16 protein-coding genes are annotated in these 16,889 nt (G+C 69.3%); 10 read left to right on the top strand and 6 right to left on the bottom strand.

Going from position 1 to position 16,889, the window contains the following annotated elements:
- Positions 1-215 precede the first annotated feature (215 nt).
- Positions 216-536 carry a hypothetical protein gene (locus OHA10_RS34495; RefSeq protein ID WP_371402969.1) on the top strand — a complete coding sequence of 107 codons (321 nt, stop codon included), beginning with the start codon at positions 216-218 and terminating at the stop codon, positions 534-536.
- A gap of 200 nt (positions 537-736) precedes the next feature.
- Here OHA10_RS34495 and OHA10_RS34490 read toward each other — a convergent pair whose 3' ends face one another.
- A complete protein-coding gene (locus OHA10_RS34490; RefSeq protein WP_371402968.1) occupies positions 737-2,005 on the bottom strand; it encodes a S8 family serine peptidase in 1,269 nt (422 codons plus the stop codon).
- A gap of 47 nt (positions 2,006-2,052) precedes the next feature.
- On the opposite strand from OHA10_RS34490, the gene OHA10_RS34485 reads away from it, so the two are divergent.
- The 3 genes from OHA10_RS34485 to OHA10_RS34475 all read left to right on the top strand — a co-directional run bounded on the left by OHA10_RS34485 (position 2,053) and on the right by OHA10_RS34475 (position 5,823).
- Positions 2,053-4,689 (top strand): CHAT domain-containing protein, encoded by a 2,637-nt coding sequence (locus OHA10_RS34485; protein WP_371402967.1) that lies wholly within the window; start codon positions 2,053-2,055, stop codon positions 4,687-4,689.
- Between the two features lie 73 nt (positions 4,690-4,762).
- On the top strand, positions 4,763-5,356 hold the full coding sequence (locus tag OHA10_RS34480; protein WP_371402966.1) for an RNA polymerase sigma factor: 594 nt from the start codon (positions 4,763-4,765) through the stop codon (positions 5,354-5,356).
- Positions 5,353-5,823 (top strand): hypothetical protein, encoded by a 471-nt coding sequence (locus OHA10_RS34475; protein ID WP_371402965.1) that lies wholly within the window; start codon positions 5,353-5,355, stop codon positions 5,821-5,823. Before OHA10_RS34480 ends, OHA10_RS34475 begins: the two co-directional genes overlap by 4 nt.
- On the opposite strand, the gene OHA10_RS34470 is transcribed toward OHA10_RS34475, so the two are convergent.
- Genes OHA10_RS34470 through OHA10_RS34460 form a run of 3 tightly spaced genes read right to left on the bottom strand, consistent with a single transcriptional unit; the run spans position 5,813 to position 8,564 of the window.
- Positions 5,813-6,244, bottom strand: a complete 432-nt coding sequence (locus OHA10_RS34470) for a VOC family protein (protein ID WP_371402964.1) — start codon at positions 6,242-6,244, stop codon at positions 5,813-5,815. The two genes, OHA10_RS34475 and OHA10_RS34470, sit on opposite strands and share 11 nt — an antisense overlap.
- Before the next feature lie 8 nt (positions 6,245-6,252).
- On the bottom strand, positions 6,253-7,074 hold the full coding sequence (locus OHA10_RS34465; protein WP_371402963.1) for an IclR family transcriptional regulator C-terminal domain-containing protein: 822 nt from the start codon (positions 7,072-7,074) through the stop codon (positions 6,253-6,255).
- 23 nt (positions 7,075-7,097) lie between these two features.
- A complete protein-coding gene (locus OHA10_RS34460; RefSeq protein WP_371402962.1) occupies positions 7,098-8,564 on the bottom strand; it encodes an amidohydrolase family protein in 1,467 nt (488 codons plus the stop codon).
- Between the two features lie 189 nt (positions 8,565-8,753).
- On the opposite strand from OHA10_RS34460, the gene OHA10_RS34455 reads away from it, so the two are divergent.
- Genes OHA10_RS34455 through OHA10_RS34435 form a run of 5 tightly spaced genes read left to right on the top strand, consistent with a single transcriptional unit; the run spans position 8,754 to position 12,924 of the window.
- Positions 8,754-9,896 (top strand): CaiB/BaiF CoA transferase family protein, encoded by a 1,143-nt coding sequence (locus tag OHA10_RS34455; protein ID WP_371402961.1) that lies wholly within the window; start codon positions 8,754-8,756, stop codon positions 9,894-9,896.
- The gene (locus OHA10_RS34450) at positions 9,893-10,708 is read left to right on the top strand and encodes a citryl-CoA lyase (RefSeq protein WP_371402960.1); all 816 of its coding nucleotides are present in this window, start codon (positions 9,893-9,895) and stop codon (positions 10,706-10,708) included. The genes OHA10_RS34455 and OHA10_RS34450 overlap by 4 nt, the downstream gene beginning before the upstream one ends.
- 11 nt (positions 10,709-10,719) lie before the next feature.
- Positions 10,720-11,583, top strand: a complete 864-nt coding sequence (locus OHA10_RS34445) for a hypothetical protein (RefSeq protein ID WP_371402959.1) — start codon at positions 10,720-10,722, stop codon at positions 11,581-11,583.
- Positions 11,580-11,939, top strand: a complete 360-nt coding sequence (locus OHA10_RS34440; protein WP_371402958.1) for a hypothetical protein — start codon at positions 11,580-11,582, stop codon at positions 11,937-11,939. The genes OHA10_RS34445 and OHA10_RS34440 overlap by 4 nt, the downstream gene beginning before the upstream one ends.
- 10 nt (positions 11,940-11,949) lie before the next feature.
- Complete coding sequence (locus OHA10_RS34435) at positions 11,950-12,924, top strand: zinc-binding dehydrogenase (protein ID WP_371402957.1); 975 nt, start codon at positions 11,950-11,952, stop codon at positions 12,922-12,924.
- On the opposite strand, the gene OHA10_RS34430 is transcribed toward OHA10_RS34435, so the two are convergent.
- Together OHA10_RS34430 and OHA10_RS34425 are read right to left on the bottom strand one after the other, a co-directional pair.
- The gene (locus OHA10_RS34430; RefSeq protein ID WP_371402956.1) at positions 12,902-13,477 is read right to left on the bottom strand and encodes an ATP-dependent Clp protease proteolytic subunit; all 576 of its coding nucleotides are present in this window, start codon (positions 13,475-13,477) and stop codon (positions 12,902-12,904) included. The genes OHA10_RS34435 and OHA10_RS34430 overlap by 23 nt on opposite strands.
- A gap of 178 nt (positions 13,478-13,655) precedes the next feature.
- The gene (locus tag OHA10_RS34425; protein ID WP_371402955.1) at positions 13,656-14,588 is read right to left on the bottom strand and encodes a nucleoside hydrolase; all 933 of its coding nucleotides are present in this window, start codon (positions 14,586-14,588) and stop codon (positions 13,656-13,658) included.
- A gap of 184 nt (positions 14,589-14,772) precedes the next feature.
- On the opposite strand from OHA10_RS34425, the gene ftsH reads away from it, so the two are divergent.
- On the top strand, positions 14,773-16,854 hold the full coding sequence (gene ftsH, locus OHA10_RS34420) for an ATP-dependent zinc metalloprotease FtsH (RefSeq protein ID WP_371402954.1): 2,082 nt from the start codon (positions 14,773-14,775) through the stop codon (positions 16,852-16,854).
- Positions 16,855-16,889 lie beyond the last annotated feature (35 nt).

The following is a 16,889-nucleotide window of genomic DNA, read 5'->3' as shown; positions in this document are numbered from 1 at the left end:
GGCGGTTCCCGAGTTGCCTTGATCCTTCAGGTCGCCGGCTGACAGACGGGAAACGGAACCTGAACAACATTCGTGCGATACATCTGCAACGAATGCAGCTGTTCCGCCGTCTACTGTGGGAGGTGATGGTGATGCGGACAGTGAGCGTCGTGCTGCTGACGACCGGCCTTTTGGTTGCCTGTGGCAATAACACCGGAACGGGAGAGACTCCTTCGATGACACCCAGTCCCACGAGCAGCAGTAGCAGTAGTAGTAGCAGCAGTAGTAGCAGTAGCGGTACACCGGCCGGCGGGCCTGTCGAGCAAGCCAAGGCTGACCTCAGTAAGCGGCTGGGGATCGATCCTGCACAGGTGACCGTGGTCAGCTCCGAGGAGGTCACCTGGTCCGACGGGAGCCTCGGCTGCCCGGAGCCGGACATGCTCTACACCCAGGCACTGGTGCCGGGGAACCGGACGATCCTCGAGGTCGACGGCACGCAGTACAACTACCACTCCGGCGCGGGCCGGGCGCCGTTCCTCTGTGAGCATCCGCGGTAGCCGTCGCGTTGGAAACTTTCCTGATGACCGGGTGTATCAATCGGCACCGAGGGTGACTCCGCACAAATGGGGGGATGCCCTCGAGTTGTTGCAGGGGGGAGGACAACGAGAGGGCGCGCAGAGGGGGAGGCTGACGTGGTGCGGGAGGTCCGGCGGTCAGGCCGGTTGGTCCCGCACCGCGTCAGCGCGTCATGTCAGCGCTAGCTGACTGCCGTGATCGCGTCGCCGGCCCGCAGGACCGGGCCGACTCCCGGCTCCGACTGGGTCAGCGCGAAGGCGAGCAACGCGTCCGCCGCCTGCTTGGCGTTCTCGCCGGTGACCGACATCCGCCCGGCGATCAGGCCAGCCACGAGCGGCGTCGCGAACGACGTACCGCTCCAGCGCGCCATGCCGGCGAAGGTGCGCAACTGGCCGGTGTTCGGCGGTTCGGTGCACTCGTAGTCGCCGGTGAGGAAGGCGTTCACCAGGTTCTCGCCCGGGGCGTAGACGTCGACCCAGGCGCCGAAGTTGCTGAACGACGCCCGGTCCCGGCCGTTCTCCGCGAGTGCTCCGACGCCGACGGTCTCCGGGAACGCAGCCGGCCAGAAGTAGTCCCGGCTCGCTTCGTTGCCGGCCGCGGCGACCAGTGTGAGGCCGTTGACACGGTTCAGCCGGGTCTGGATGAACACGTCCAGGCCGAGCGCCGGCAGATCGAACCGCGTCCGGGTGCCGGCCGACAGACTGATGATGTCCGGCGCGAGGTCGAGCACCTCGTCCAGCGCCGCGGCGAGATCGAACTCCCACATCGCGCCGGCCGTGGTGAAGTAGCTCTTCACCACGATCTCCACGTTGCGGGCGATCGCGCGCATGACACCGGCGATGAACGTGCCGTGGCCGGCGTACGGCCGGATCCGCCCCGAACCGTCGAACGCGTTCTCCGGGTCACCGGTCACCCCGTTCAGCCAGTACGCCGCGGGCGCGTCCGACCAGCCGACGTCCAGTACCACAACCTTCACACCGCGGCCGTCGGGGTTGCCCGCGGACGGGAACGGCTCCGGCACCATCGGGTCCGGCGCGATCCCGGGCGGCACCTCCTCCGGCTCGGTGGCCGGGCACGGGCTGACGCTGGGCGTCACATAGAACAGGTGCTCGGGCGTGACCACGCCGCGTCCGAGCCGCAGATCGGCGTACTTCAGGAATCGCTGGGTGACCGACCGGTCCTCCGGCGCGTCGCCCGGAACCTTCTCCGGCAGCAGCAGCCGGGTGACGCCGCCGATCCCGCCCTCGGCCGGGCGTCCGCCCTGGAACAGTTCGATCACCCGGGTGACGTCCTCGTCCCGGACCAGGACGACTCCGTTGCGGTACAGATAGTCGGCCCCTTCCGGCCGCTTCTGCCAGTCCTCGGGATAGATCTCGACCTCGCGCCCGAACGCGGCCAGAATCAGTTCGATCTGGGCGACGTATTTTCGGTCGCCGGTTTGATCCGCCATTTCTTTCCTTCCCCCCTCGATCAATGAATGGCCGTTATCATTTCAGAATGCCGACGGCAGGGGGGAGTGCCGGGGCGGTGGAAAATCTGCTGCCCCTGGCTTTGTCGCGTCCGCACGACGCGATCGCCTCCGCGCGCACTGTGCTGGCCCGGGACCCGTTGGCGATCGATGCCTCGATCGCGCATCAGGCCTGGGGCATCAGTCTCCGGCAGCTCGGCGACACCCCGGCGGCGGTCCGCGAGTTGCGTACCGCGTTGCGGCTCGCGGAGCAGTCCGGACGGTCGGAGCGGGAGGCGGATGTCCTTGCCACATTGGGCGCAACGCTCGGCCGGGCGGGCCGGAGCCGCGAAGGTCTGGCACGCCTCGATCGTGCGGTCGAGCTCAGTCGCGGCGCGCTGACCGGGCGCGTGCTGGTGCGGCGCGCCGACGTACTGCTGGTGCTGGGGCGGCATCGCGAGGCGCTGGACGATCTGCGGCTGGCGATCGCGCGGCTGCGGCGTTCGGGCGATCAGGTCTGGGAGGCGCGGTCGCGAAACTATCGCGGTTTCATCCAGCTCGCATTGGGTGGGACGAAGCGGGCCGATGCGGATTTTGCCGTCGCCGAGAAGTTGTACGCCGCGACCGGTCAGGAGTTCGAGTACGCCGAGGCGCGACAGAATCGCGGATTGGTCGCGTACTCGCGCGGCGATCTGCCGTCGGCGCTGCGCTACCTGGACGAAGCGGGACGCCGGTTCGCCGCGGTCGGTGTGGTCTGGCCGGACCTCGCGATCGACCGCTGCGGCGTACTGCTCGCGGCCGGGCTCAGCGCGGAGGCGTTGGCCGAGATGGATCAGGCGATCGCCCAGATGGAGGCAGAGGGCGGGACGGCGACCAAACGGGGCGAGCTGTGGTTCGCGGCGGCGACGGCCGCACTGGCGGCGGGTGATCCGCAGGCCGCGCAGGATCGGGCGGACCGGGCGCGGCGGTTGTTCTCCGCGCAGCGCCGGGAGTGGTGGTCGGTGCGGTCGTCGATGGTGCAGTTGGAGGCGCGCTATCAGGCCGGCGAGCGTGGTGAGCCGTTGCTGCGCCGGGTGAGTGCGGCGGCTCGGCGGTTGGATGCGTTGGGCGCGTCCGAGGCATCCGCGGCGCATCTGCTGGCCGGTCGGCTCGCGTTGGCCGATGGCCGGTCGCGGACCGCGGATCGTGAACTGGAGTTGGCCGGGCAGCACAGCAAGGACGCGCCGCCGATGGCGCGGAGCTCGGCCTGGCTGGGGAAGGCATTGCGCGCGGAGGCTCGGTCCGATGTGCGCGGGATGTTGTCGGCGTGCGGTCGCGGGCTCGATGCGTTGGACGAGCATCGGCTGACGATGGGTGCGACCGAGCTGCGTGCGTTGGCGACGGGCCAGGGCGCCGAGTTGGCGGAGCTGGCGCTGCGGGATGCGTTGCGGCGGGATGATCCGCGGCGGTTGCTGGTCTGGGGGGAGCGGTGGCGGGCGACGGCGTTGGGCGTTCCGCCGGTTCGGCCGTCGGACGACGAGCAGTTGGGTGCTGACCTTGCCGCGCTGCGGGACGTCGTACGGCGGTCGGATGCGTCGCCTGATCCTGCGTTGGAGAAGGAACGCCGGCGGCTGGAGAAGGCTGTTCGGGATCGTGCGCTGCGGGCGCAAGGTGGGGCATTGGGTGGTGCGGCGTCGCGGTTCGACGTCGATGGTCTGGTTGATGCGTTGGGCGAGACGGTGCTCGTCGAGCTGATCGAGGTCGACGGCGTGTTGCATGCGGTGGTGGTGCGCGACGGGCGGATCACCCGGCATGAGGTCGGCCCGATGGCGGCCGCAGCAGTCGAGGTCGAACGCTCGCGCTTCCGGCTGCGCTGGCTGGCACACGCCCGCCCACAAGCGCGCCCCCATGGGGGCCGGATGGCGGGTGGGCGGGACTACCGAGGGCCTTCCCTCGACGTGCTCGGGCAGCGGTTGGGGGATGCGATTCTCGGGGCGGCGGTTGAGCGGCTGGGGGATCGGGCGGTGGTGATGGTGCCGCCGGGGCGGTTGCAGGCGTTGCCGTGGGGGCTGGTGCCGGCGTTGGCGGAGCGGGCCGTCAACGTGGTGCCGTCGGCGGCGGTCTGGTTGCGGGCGCGGCGGCTGCGGCCGCCGGCCGACCGGCGCGTCGTGCTCGTGCTGGGGCCGGGGTTGTCGGCGGGCCGGGCCGAGGTGATGCGACTGGCCGCGAAGTACCCGGACGCGACCGTGCTCGCCGACGGCGACGCGACCGCCGAGAAGGTACTGCGTGAGCTCGACGGCGCGTGGATCGCGCACATCGCGGCGCACGGGACGTTCCGCGCGGACAGTCCGATGTTCTCGTCGTTGCGGCTCGACGACGGGCCACTGACCGTGTACGACTTCGAGCGGCTGCGCAGAGCGCCGTACCGGATGGTGCTGTCGAGCTGCGACTCCGGCCTGGCCAAGCCCGTCGGCGCGGACGAGTTGCTGGGGTTGAGCAGCAGCCTGATCCCGTTGGGCGCGGCCGGGATCCTGGCGAGCGTCGTCCCGGTGAACGATCCGGCGACCGCGCCGTTGATGCTCGCGTTGCACGACAACCTGCAGGCCGGTCAGTCGCTGGCGACCGCGTTCGCCGGTGCCCGGACCGAGGCGCGCGGCGATCCGGTCACGATCGCCGCGGCGCGATCGTTCGTCGCCCTCGGCGCCTAGAGCCAGGATGTATCAGCAGTGGTCCGGACCGACTCTGTAGTAGTGAGAGCGGTCCGGTGAGAGAGGGGGCGGCATGCGGGACGACCCGACAGTCGTCGACCTGGTCACCCGGGCCAGGGACGGCGAGAAGAGTGCCTGGGACGAGCTGGTGGAGCGCTACGCGCCACTGGTTTTCTCGGTCTGCCGGCGATATCGGTTGGCACAGCCCGATATCGACGATGTCGGGCAGAGCGTCTGGCTGCGATTGGTCGAGCACCTGCCCGGCCTGCGCGAGCCGGCCGCGTTACCTGGCTGGATCGCGACGACGACGCAGCGGGAGTGCTTCCGGCTGATCAGATCGACCAGCCGGGTCGAGCCGGTCGACCTGGCGGAGTCGCCCGACGTACCCGAGCAGGCGATCGCCGAGGAGGAAGTGCTGCGGCACGAACGCCGGACGATCCTGCGGACCGCGTTCGCGGAGTTGTCGCGGCGGTGCCAGCTCTTGCTGGGGTTGCTGATCCAGGACCCGCCCGCGCCGTACGACGAGATCAGCCGGCGACTGCACGTGCCGATCGGCAGCATCGGGCCGAACCGGGCCCGCTGCCTGACCAAGCTGCGGCAGACGCCCGCGCTGGCGTTGCTGGCGGCGGACGGACCCGATGGTTTTGATCAAGGGACGAGGGGGTGAGAACCGTGATGAATCCGGACTGGAACGACGACGAGAAGTTGATCGATGCCCTGCGGGACGCGCTGGCGTCTTCCGACGAGGTGCCGGCCGCGTTCGTCGACGCCGGTAAGGCCGCCTTTTCGTGGCGGACCATCGACGCCGAACTGGCAGCACTGACCTACGACTCGGCCTGGGATTCACTGGACGCGCTGGCGATCCGGTCCGAGAGCGCGATCCTGCGGTCACTCACATTCGCCTCGGACGGCTGGACCGTCGAGCTCGAGCTGACACCCGACGCCGTCCTCGGTCAGCTGGATCCGCCCGAGGCCGGAGTGGTCAGCGCCCGCGGCGAGACCGGCAAGCTGGCCACCACGGACATCGACGACCTCGGCTTCTTCGTCCTCCACCCGCCGCCGAACGTTCCATACCGTTTGGTATGCACGACGACGTCGGGCACCACGATCCTCACCGGGTGGATCACGCCTTGAAGACCTGCGAGTCGTCGGCGAACGCCTTGAACTCAAGGGCATTCCCGGCGGGATCCAGGAAGAACATCGTCCACTGTTCACCGGTCTGACCCTGGAACCGCACGTACGGCTCGATGACGAACTCGGTGCCGGCCGCCTTCAACCGCTCCGCGAAGGTCTGGAACTGCTCGACGGTCAGGATCAGCCCGAAATGCGGCACCGGTACGTCGTGCCCGTCGACCGGGTTGTGGATCTGCTGCTGCCGCTGCGGCGCGAGATGGGTGACGAACTGGTGGCCGCGCAGGTTCCAGTCGATCCAGCTCTCGGAGCTGCGGCCCTGCTCGAGGCCGAGGACCTCGCCGTAGAAGTGCCGCGCCGCGTCGAGGTCGTCGACCGGCATCGCGAGATGGAACCGGGGGATGGGAGAGTCGAGAACGGTCATGCAGACATTCAAGCAGTCGTCTCGTGCCGCTGTTCGACCTCGACGTGTGGACGAGACTGCCACAGCGCCCACTCCGCGCTGACATCGCCGGCCGTCCGCAGTAGCAGCGGGAGATGATCGTGGAGCAGCGTGTCGACCGTGGTCTCAGCGGCATGCACGGTCACGTTCATCGCGGCCCGGACTCTCCCGGTGCCGTCGCGGACCGGCGCCGCGACCGAGCGGACGCCGGGCGCGAGCTCCTCGTCGGCCAGCGCCCATCCGCGCGCACGAATCTCGGTCAGTTCGTCGCGCAACTGGTCAGCGGTCCGGCCGATGTACGGCGGGAGCCCCGCGCGACTGGGCAACCCGAGGACGTCGGCGAGCTCGTCGGTGGACAGCGCCGAGAGCAGGACCTTGCCCTGTGAGGTCTGCGCCGCCGGGAACCGGGTGCCGATGTCGACGCGCAGCGCGATCAGCTTCGGCACGGACACCCGGGCCACATAGACGATGTCCGAGCCGTCGAGCTGTGCCATCGACGACGATTCGCCGGTCCGGCGGACGAGCGACTCGAGGTGCGGTTTCGCGATGTCCCACAGTCCGAGCGAGCCGACGTACGCCATCCCGAGGGTGAGGACCTTCGGGGTGAGCTGGAAGGCGCCGTCGGTGGTGCGGACGAAGCCGAGCTCTTCGAGCGTGAGCAGCAGGCGGCGCGCGGTCGGCCGGGCCAGGCCGGCCGCGGTCGCCACCTCGCTGAGGGACATGGTCCGGTGGCCGGCGTCGAAGCAGGCCAGCACATCCAGTCCGCGAGCCAGCGACTCGACGAAATCCGGTCCCGCACCACGCCCTGCCATCAGTTGATCCTCCTGGTCCTCGGCTACGGCTCACCGAAGATGGTGCCACGCGCCTCGCGGGTGGAGTCGGACTTGTAGTCGGTGTACTGGTACGGGTTGTCGAGGACCTCGCCCTTCGGCAGCTCCGGGTTCATCCCGCTACGCCATGCTTCCTCGCCGAGGGTCGACCGCAGGTAGTGCACGGTCGACTCGACCTCACGTCGTACGGCGGTCAGGTCACAGCCGACGAGTTGACGGTCGTACTTCACGACACGGCCGTCGACGATGACCGTGTGGACGTCGCCGCGCTGCGACTGGAACGCCACCTGGCCGTACGGGTTGATCAGCGGGAACGACACCGGCGAGGAATCGTTCTTGATCAGGATGACGTCGGCCTTCTTCCCCGGTTCGATACTGCCGAGGTCGTCGCGGCCGAGTGCCTTCGCGCCGCCGCGGGTCGCCCAGTCGACGACATGCTCGGCGCGCAGATGGCTGTGGGTCACAGTCGCGCCCTTCATGTGCGCCTCGAGGTGTTCGCGGGCCCGGTCGGCGCCGAGCGTGGTTCGCATCGAGCTGAACAGGTCGCCGCTCCACCACACGCTGGTGTCCATCGACAACGACACCGGGATGTTGTGCCGGCGGACCTGCCAGGTGGGCGGGTAGCCCTGGCCGGCGCTCTGCTCGGACTCGGTGGAGACCGAGATCGAGCCGCCGGTCGCGGCGATCCGCTGGTACGAGTCCGTGGTGAGGGTCGCCGCGTGGACGTAGATGTTCTGCGGCGTCATGAACTCGTTCTCGTGCATCAGCTTGATGCCGTTGTCGTTGGTCGCACCCCAGACACCCGCGTGCGTCGTCACGCCGAGCCCGAGCTCCCTCGCCACCTCGAAGGCGGCCCGCTCCGGGAACGCCGGGTCGCCGGTCACGTCGAAGGCCAGCTGGAGACCGAGCTGCGAGTCGTCCCGCATCCGCTCCAGGAACGACCGCACCGCCAGGTCCGCGGTCCACTCCCACGGCCCGGCCTGGATGTTGCCATAGGCAAGAACAAACCGCCCGGGTACGGCGCGCAACGCGTCCGCGGCGGCCTCGGCGTGGTCGACGCTCTGCAGTCCGTGCGACCAGTCGACGGTCGTGGTGACACCGGCCTCGAGCGACTCCCAGGCCGACGTCAGGTTGCCGGCGTGGATGTCCTCCGGTCGGAACGTCTTGCCGTGCTCGAGGTAGTACCAGACGAAGTACTGCGTCAGCGTCCAGTCGGCGCCGTACGCGCGCATGGCCGTCTGCCACATGTGCCGGTGGGTGTCGATCATCCCCGGCATCACGATCCCGCCGGACGCGTCGACCACCTGGGTGTTCTCGGGGACGGCGAGTGCCGGCCCGACCGCGACGATCTGATCGTCGACGATCAGCACATCGCCGTTGTCGACGATCGTGTGGGCGTCGTCCATGGTCAGCACGGTCCCGCCGCGCAGCAGGATCGGCCGGCCCGCCAGCGGCGTCTCGGCAATGGTCATGATTCCCCTCCAGCAAAGTTTCGGACATACGTCCGTATGGCGGTCATCGGGGCGATGAGACTCACTATCTGAGCGGGGGTCCGGGGTGTCAAGGGTTCGGACGAGTGGTTGACAGCCGCGTGACGGACGGCCGAGACTGAAGCGATCTAGCCGTGCGGACACATGTCCGTAATCCTGCTGGGAGGTCGTGTGACGGGTCCGCTCTCGGGACTGCTGGTGGCCGACTTCTCCCGGATCCTGGCCGGCCCGTACGCGACCATGCTGCTGGCCGATCTCGGGGCCGACGTGGTGAAGGTCGAGGCGCCCGGCGGTGACGACACGCGGTCTTGGCAACCGCCGGTCCGCGACGGCGTCTCGACGTACTACCTCGCGGTGAACCGGAACAAGCGGTCGGTCGCGCTCGACCTGAAGGACGCCACGGACCTCGCGGCGGCGCAGGAGCTGGCGCGGCGCGCGGACGTGCTGGTGGAGAATTTCCGGCCCGGCGGACTGGCCCGGTTCGGGCTGGACTACGAGACCGTTGCCGAAGGCAATCCGAAGCTGGTCTACGCCTCGATCAGCGGGTTCGGGTCCGGACCGAAGGGCGCCCCACTGCCGGGGTACGACCTGATCGTGCAGGCGATCTCCGGGTTGATGAGCCTGACCGGCGACCCGAAGGGCGAGCCGTTCCGGGCCGGGATCTCGGTCTTCGACGTGATGGCGGGGATGCATGCCACGATCGGCGTGCTGTCCGCCCTCAACGCACGGCACGAGACCGGTCGCGGTCAGCACGTCGAGGTCAACCTGATGTCGTCGGCGCTGTCCGGGCTGGTCAACCAGTCGAGCGCGTACGTCGCGGGCGGCGTCGTACCACTGCGGATGGGGAACAGCCATCCGAGCCTGTTCCCGTACGAGCCGCTGCCGTGTGCGGACGGGGAACTGATCATCACGGCCGGGAACAACGGGCAGTTCCGCAAGCTGGTGGAGGTCCTCGGCGTACCGGAGCTGGCCGACGATCCGCGGTTCGACCGGAACGAGCAGCGGACCGCGAACCGCGACGAGCTGCGGCCGTTGCTGGTCGAGCGGTTGTCGACACGGACGAAGCTGGAGTGGTTCCGGGACATCATCGAGGCCGGGGTGCCGTGCGGACCGATCAATACGGTCGACGGCGGCATCGCGTTCGCGGAGGACATCGGGCTGGACCCGGTGGTGACGGTCGGCGGGATTCCCGGCGTACGCAACCCGATCACCTTCACAGGCGGCACTGGGAATGCCGCGTCGTACCGGCTGCCGCCGCCGTCGCTGGACGAACACGGGGCCGAGCTGCGGAAGTGGCTGGAGGGTGAGGAATGAGCGACGACCAGGTGTCTGCGCCGACGTTCCCGACCTCGCTCGGAACGTCGACCGCCGACGAGATCCGGCTGCTCGGGCAGGACCTGACCACGGACCTGATGGGGAAGGTCGGGTTCGGCGAGCTGGCGTTCTGGCTGGTGACGCTGCGCCGGCCGACGCCGGCGGAGACGCGGGTGTTCGAGGCGGTTCTCGTCGCGCTGGCGGACCACGGCTTCACGCCGACCGCGATCGCAGCCCGGGTCACTTACCTGTCGGCGCCGGACTCTTTACAAGGCGCCTTGGCGGCGGGGCTGCTCGGCGGCGGCTCCCGCTTCCTGGGCGTGACCGAGGACTGCGGCATGTTCCTGCACCAGGCGCTCGCGGGGCGGGATGCTTCGGGTGACACCGCCGAGTGGGACGACACCCAGTGGGACGAGTTGGCGCTGGAGGTCGTGCGGGAGTCGCGGGCCAACGGGGCGTACATCCCCGGGCTCGGACATCCGGTGCACAAGGTGCAGGACCCTCGAACGCCGGTGCTCATCGGTATCGCCCGCGAGGAAGGCCTCGAAGGACCGCATCTCAAACTCTTCCAGGCGATCGGCCGTGTGCACGAACAGGTGCTCGGCCGCAAACTGCCGTTGAACGGAGCCGGGGTCTGTGGCGCCGCGCTCGCCGACCTCGGGTTACCGGTCGAGCTGCTGCGCGGATTCGCCCTGCTGGCAAGGGCCGCCGGGCTCCTCGGCCAGCTCGCCGAGGAGCGTCGCCGGCCGATCGGGATGGACATCTACGCCACCGTCGACCGCAACGCCGTCTACGTCGATCCGGAAAGCTGAAGGAGCACCACATGGCAACAGTCGCCGCGGTGATCGCCTCCACCCACCATCCGTTCTACTACCGCGCGAGCACGGCGACCGGCGCAGACCGGCCGCCGTTCGCCGACGAGTGGGTGGCGAAGATCGAGGCGTTCCGGGAGACGTTGACAAAGGCCCGGCCGGATATCCTGGTGATGGTCGGCAGCGATCACTTCCACCAGCTGTGGCTCGACAACATGCCGCAGTTCCTGGTTGGCAAAGCGCCGTACTTCGACGCGAACTGGTACAACGAGGAGCGTGAGTTCGGGCTGCCGCGGATGCGGCTGGCCGGGGACGAGCAGCTGGCCTCGCACATCCTGCGGAACGGTCTGGACGCCGGTTTCGATCTTGCCTTCAGCAACGAACTGCGGATCGACCACAGCATCACCTGTCCGATCATCACGCTCCGGCCGGACGCGGACCTGCCGATCGTGCCGATCTACACGAACATCTTCGCGCCGCCGCTGCCGCGCCCCGGCCGGTTCGTCGAACTGGGCCGGACGATCCGGCAGCTGGTCGAGTCGTGGCCGATCGACAAGCGGGTGGCGATCATCGGCACGGGGCATCTGTCGCTCGAGCTCGGCGGTCCGCGGCAGTTCGGCGAGCACGGGCCGGATCCGGAGTTCGACCGTAAGGCGGTGGACTGGATCGCGAGCGGCGACGTCGACGGGTGCTTGTCCGAGGTGACGCTGGACAGCTTGCACCAGCCGGGCAACGCGACGCACGGGTTCATGGACTTCATGCTGATGATGGGCGCCGCGGGTGCGGGCGCGAAGGCGGATCACGTCGATTCGCTCGACCTGTTCCACACCATGGAGGCGTATTTCACCTGGTACCCGAACGGGGTGCCGGCATGAGCAAGTACCTGCTGAACAAGTTCCTCTACACCGTCGACCGGGATCCCGACCTGGTCGAACGCTACCGCGAGGACGCCGCGGGGACGGTGAGCTGGTGGGAGCAGGAGATGGCGAACCAGCTGCTGAACTGCGCGGTGGCGGAGAAGTCGACCTGGCTCGAGTTCACCGACGAGGAGCGGCGCGCGTTGCGGGAGCACGACCATGTGGCGTTGTTCGGGTTGGGGGCGCATCCGTTCCTGACGCTGACGCTGTTCATCGCGATGTTCGAGCGTGATCACGGACCGCTCGAGTATCAGAAGGCGTACGGTCGGGCGTTGCAGGAGCATGCGCTGCCTTATCCCGACATCGCTACCTGAGGAGGCCCGCATGCGAGCCGCAGTACTGCACACTCACGGCGAACCGCCGAAGCATGTCGAGCACCCGGACCCGGTTGCCGGTGAGGGTGTGTCGATCGTGCGCGTGACGGCCGCTCCGGTCGTTCCGCTGGACTTGTTGTGCGCTTCCGGTACGTCGTACTTCGGCCCGCCGGCGTTGCCGTACGTGCCGGGTGTTCAGGGCGTCGGCGTGGTCGAGCAGTCCGAGGTGGTCGCGCCGGGGACGCGGGTGTTCTTCGCGACATCGGCTGGGATGGCTGCGGGGGACGGCAGCTTCGCCGAGCGCGCCGCCGTACCTGACGATGATCTGATCGCGTTGGACACACCGGTCGCGGATGCTGCGGTGGCGGCGATCGGGTTGTCGGGAGTGGCCGGGTGGATGACGCTGAGCTGGCGGGCGCAGTTGCAGCCGGGTGAGCAGGTGCTCGTGCTCGGTGGGGGCGGCGCGGTCGGGCAGGTGGCGATCGGTGCGGCGCGGGTTCTCGGGGCCTCGCGGGTGGTGGCGGTGGCGCGGTCGGAGGCGGCACAGGAGCGTGCGCGGGCGGCCGGCGCGGACGAGGTGGTTGCTGCTAGCACCGATGTGGACGAGTTGACCCGGCGGCTCGGGGATCCGTCGTACGGCGTGGTGGTCGATTCGGTCTTCGGCGTGGCCGCGACGGCTGCGGCGCGGGTGCTGGCGCCGGGTGGGCGGCTGGTCAACCTCGGCGGGTCGTCGGGGGATGAAGCGGTGTTCTCCTCGGCGGTACTGCGAAGCCGATCGGCGAGCGTGCTCGGGTACACGAACAACGCGCTGACGTCGGATCAGCGGCGGGACGCGTTGACCGCCGTACTGCAGCATGCGGCCTTCGGTGCGATCAGGGTGGCCTACGAGACCGTCACGCTCGACGAGGTCGCGGACGCGTGGAAGCGTCAGGCGGCCGGCGATACCACCGGCCGCCTGGTGCTCACGATCCCAGCAGCTGAGTGATCAGCCCGTAGTCCTTCGCCTCCTGGGCGCTCAGGACACGCCCTGGGTCCAGGTCGGCCGCCACTTCGTCGGCGGATCGGCCGGTGGCGTGGGCGATCACGTCCCGAAGGCGCGCGAGCTGCCGCTCGTGCTCATCGGCAAAGGCGGCGAGCTGGTCGGCGGTGCCGTCCGCCGTGACCTTCGGCGTCGAGAGCACGAACATCGTGTGCCGGTGGGCCTCGCGCTGTGCAGCGGCCGCGAGTACGGCGATCGCCGGACCGCGAACGGTGCCCCGGGCAACGACGTGGACCGGAGCGCTGATCAGGTCGATCGCGCCGACGAGCGCGAGCGCGGCATCGAGCTCCGAATCCGCCGAGGACAGGTGAAGCACGATCGGATCGTTGCTCCGGGCATCGAGCAGGAGCAGCTGTGCTGCGACATGACTGGCCAGCAGCTCGTCCAGCCGTCCGTCGACCAGGATCGTCCGCTGCGCCAGCAACCGGTCGGCAAGCTCGCGCTCGAGATTGATCGACGTCGGTTCGTACCAGGACGGGAGGATGGGCTGCGGCTCCACCCCTGGCTGCGGAACCGCGGGGCCCGGCACCCCGGGTCGTTGTGGGACCGCTGGACTTGGGATCTCCGGGCCCGGTGGCCAGGTCGCGGCGGGCTTCTCCAGATACATGCTTTCCTCCGGTTGCTTCGTCCTCTCCACCTTGCGGCATCGCGGCCCACCGCAGAAGGGTCTTCCGCTGTCAGCAGACGAACGACGCCACGGCGCCCACCATGCGATCCCAGAACGCGGCCTGGTCCAGCGCAACCGCAATCTGCGCGTTGGGTGGGCGGCCGGTGTAGCCGTCCAGATCTACGACGGTTGCGCCGGCGGTCCATTCGCCGTGGGTTTCGATCACGAGGTTCGCCTCGACGCAGCCGACGATCGCCGGGTCGATCACCCGCGCGACCGCGACCGGATCATGCAGCGGCGGTGCCTCGAAGCCGAACAGGTCGCGGTACGTCGACGCGAAGAACGTCATCCACTCCGTACAGACCCGCGCCAGCGGCGTCCCGATCTGCTCGAAGCGTGCGAGGACATCGGCCGTCACCAGCGCCTGATGCGTCAGGTTCAACCCGCACATCGTGAACGGCACCCCGGACCGTACGACGAGATCCGCCGCCTCGGGATCGACGTACGCGTTGGCCTCGGCGAGCGGGGCGATGTTGCCGCGGTCGGTGGATCCGCCCATCCAGACGATCTCGGTGATGTTCGCGGCAAGGGACGGCTCCTCGGAGAGCAGCCTCGCGATATTCGTGAGCGCCCCGGTCGCCACGATCGTGGCCGGCGTCGTCCGCAGTACGCCGACCAGCAGCTCGTGGGCGGAGTACGGCGACTCCGGCACCGACGGCTCGTCGTCGAACAGCGGCCCGTCGAGACCGGTCGTGCCGTGTACGTCGTCCGCGATGCGCAACCGCCGTACCGACGGCCGGTCCGCACCGCGTGCGACCGGGATGCCGGACACGCCGGCGAGCGACAGCACCCGGCGGGCGTTCAGCGTGCACTTGTCCACGGTCTGGTTGCCGGCCACGGTCGTGACCGCGAGCAGGTCCACGGCCGGATCGGCCGCCGCGAGCAGGATCGCCATCGCGTCGTCGTGCCCGGGATCGCAGTCGAGAATGAGAGGCCGGGTCATGGGGCCTCCCGGCCTGGACTGAGGAGCGCAGGGAGCGAAGCGACCGGAGCGACGAGAGAAGGCCGGGAGTTACAGCCCCATGACCCGCCGCGACGGAGTCGTGGCATCAATACAGCCATGCGCCAGGGTACGACGCTGGAGTTGTTGCTGTTTCCGCGGCGGTTCAGGTCCTATGTTTGGCTTCATGAGCGAGAAGGATCAGCCGCCACCGCAGGACCAGGCGACCGCCGACCGCGGGCAGGGCGTCGGCCGCGACTCCGGTGGAGGCTCTGGCCAGGGCTCCGGTCAAGGCGGAGGTGGCGACGGATCGCAGCGGCCGCCGCACAAGCCGTGGCGGACCGAGGGACTGCCGCCCGGGCACGGCGACGGCGACAGGCCGCGCCGCCCGAAGTGGTGGAAGTGGGCCGCCTGGATCGTCGGCGGGTACCTCGTGCTGTTCCTGCTCACGACCATGCAGGACCAGATGTCCGGCGGCGAGCAGACCATCGCCTACACCGACTTCACCGCACAGGTGCAGAAGCAGAACGTCGCCGAGATCTTCGCCCGGGGTGACACGATCCAGGGCCGGCTGAAGGCGGCCGCTCCGGTGCCGGGCAAGACCGACCAGAACTACACGAAGTTCACCACCGAGCGGCCGACGTTCGCGAACGACAACCTGTACGGCGACCTGCAGAAGGGCGGCGCCACGGTCCGGGCGACTCCGGTCGTCGCGCAGCGTGGCGTGCTGGTGAACCTGCTGATCTCGCTCGGCCCGTTCATCCTGATCGCGGCGTTCTACTGGTGGCTGTTCCGGCGGCAGCGGGCCGCGGGCGGTCTCGGCGGTGTCGGTGGACTGTTCGGCGGTGGCGGTCAGCAGAAGAAGCCGGTCGACCCGAGCACGGTGCGGGTGACGTTCGCCGACGTGGCGGGGATCGACGAGGTCGAGGCTGAGATCGAGGAGGTCGTCGACTACCTCAAGGATCCGGACAAATACCGGCGGCTCGGGGCGCGGGCGCCGAAGGGCGTGCTGCTCGAGGGCGCGCCCGGTACCGGCAAGACGTTGCTGGCGCGGGCGACCGCGGGTGAGGCCGGCGTACCGTTCTTCTCCGCGAGCGCGTCGGAGTTCATCGAGATGATCGTGGGTGTCGGTGCGAGCCGGGTCCGCGAGCTGTTCGGTGAGGCGCGCAAGGTGGCGCCGGCGATCATCTTCATCGACGAGATCGACACCATCGGCCGGGCCCGTGGCGGTGCTCGCTCGATCGGTGGGCACGACGAGGGCGAGCAGACGCTGAACCAGATCCTCACCGAGATGGACGGCTTCTCCGGCACGGAAGGCGTCGTCACGCTGGCGGCCACGAACCGTGCCGACGTCCTCGACCCGGCACTCCTGCGGCCGGGGCGGTTCGACCGCACGATCACCGTAAACGCGCCGGACCAGCCGGGCCGCGAGGCGATCCTCAAGGTGCACGCGCGCGGCAAGCCGCTCGCTCCGGACGCCGACCTGAACGCATTGTCCAAGTCGACCCCGGGCATGACCGGTGCCGATCTCGCCAACCTGCTCAACGAGGCGGCGCTGGCGGCCGCGCGGCAGGGCGAATCGCAGATCACCCAGCGGGACCTGACCGACGCGCTCGAGAAGATCCAGCTCGGCGCGGCGCGGAACGTGGTCATGCCCGAGGAAGAGCGCCGGCGCACGGCGTACCACGAAGGTGGACACGCGCTGCTCGGGATGATCCAGAAGGGTGCGGATCCGGTCCGCAAGGTGTCGATCATCCCGCGCGGCCGCGCGCTGGGCGTGACGCTGTCGACGCCGGATGTCGACCGCTACGGGTACGACGTGGAGTACCTGCGCGGCCGGATCATCGGAGCACTCGGCGGGATGGCTGCCGAGCAGGAGGTCCTGGGTGTGGTCACGACCGGCGCCGAGAGCGACCTGGAGACGGCGACCCGGATCGCCCGCTCGATGGTCGGGCGGTGGGGCATGTCCGACGCGATCGGGCCGGTGTCGATCCTTCCGTCCGAGGGTGACGCGCGGACGGCGGGTGTGTCGGACGAGCTGCTCAACACCGTCGACTCGGAGGTCCGGAGCCTGATCGAACAGTGCTACGCCGAGGCCCGCCGCCTGCTCCGCGACAACCGCCCGCGGCTCGACTCCATCGCCGAACAACTCCTCCTGCACGAGAGCCTCGACGAGGCGGACGCGTACGCCGCGGCGGGTATCCCGCACAACAACCGACCGGAGCTGACCCCGGAGCCGCAGACGTCGGCTCGCGACGACGCGTCCTAGCCGACGTTCGTCGGAAGATAGTTTCCGACTGGATG

The sequence above is a fragment of the Kribbella sp. NBC_00662 genome (assembly GCF_041430295.1).
In the GTDB taxonomy this organism is placed as follows: Bacteria; Actinomycetota; Actinomycetes; order Propionibacteriales; family Kribbellaceae; genus Kribbella.
The sequence above is the reverse complement of the archived record's forward strand: the minus strand, read 5'-3'. Positions and strand labels throughout refer to the sequence as shown.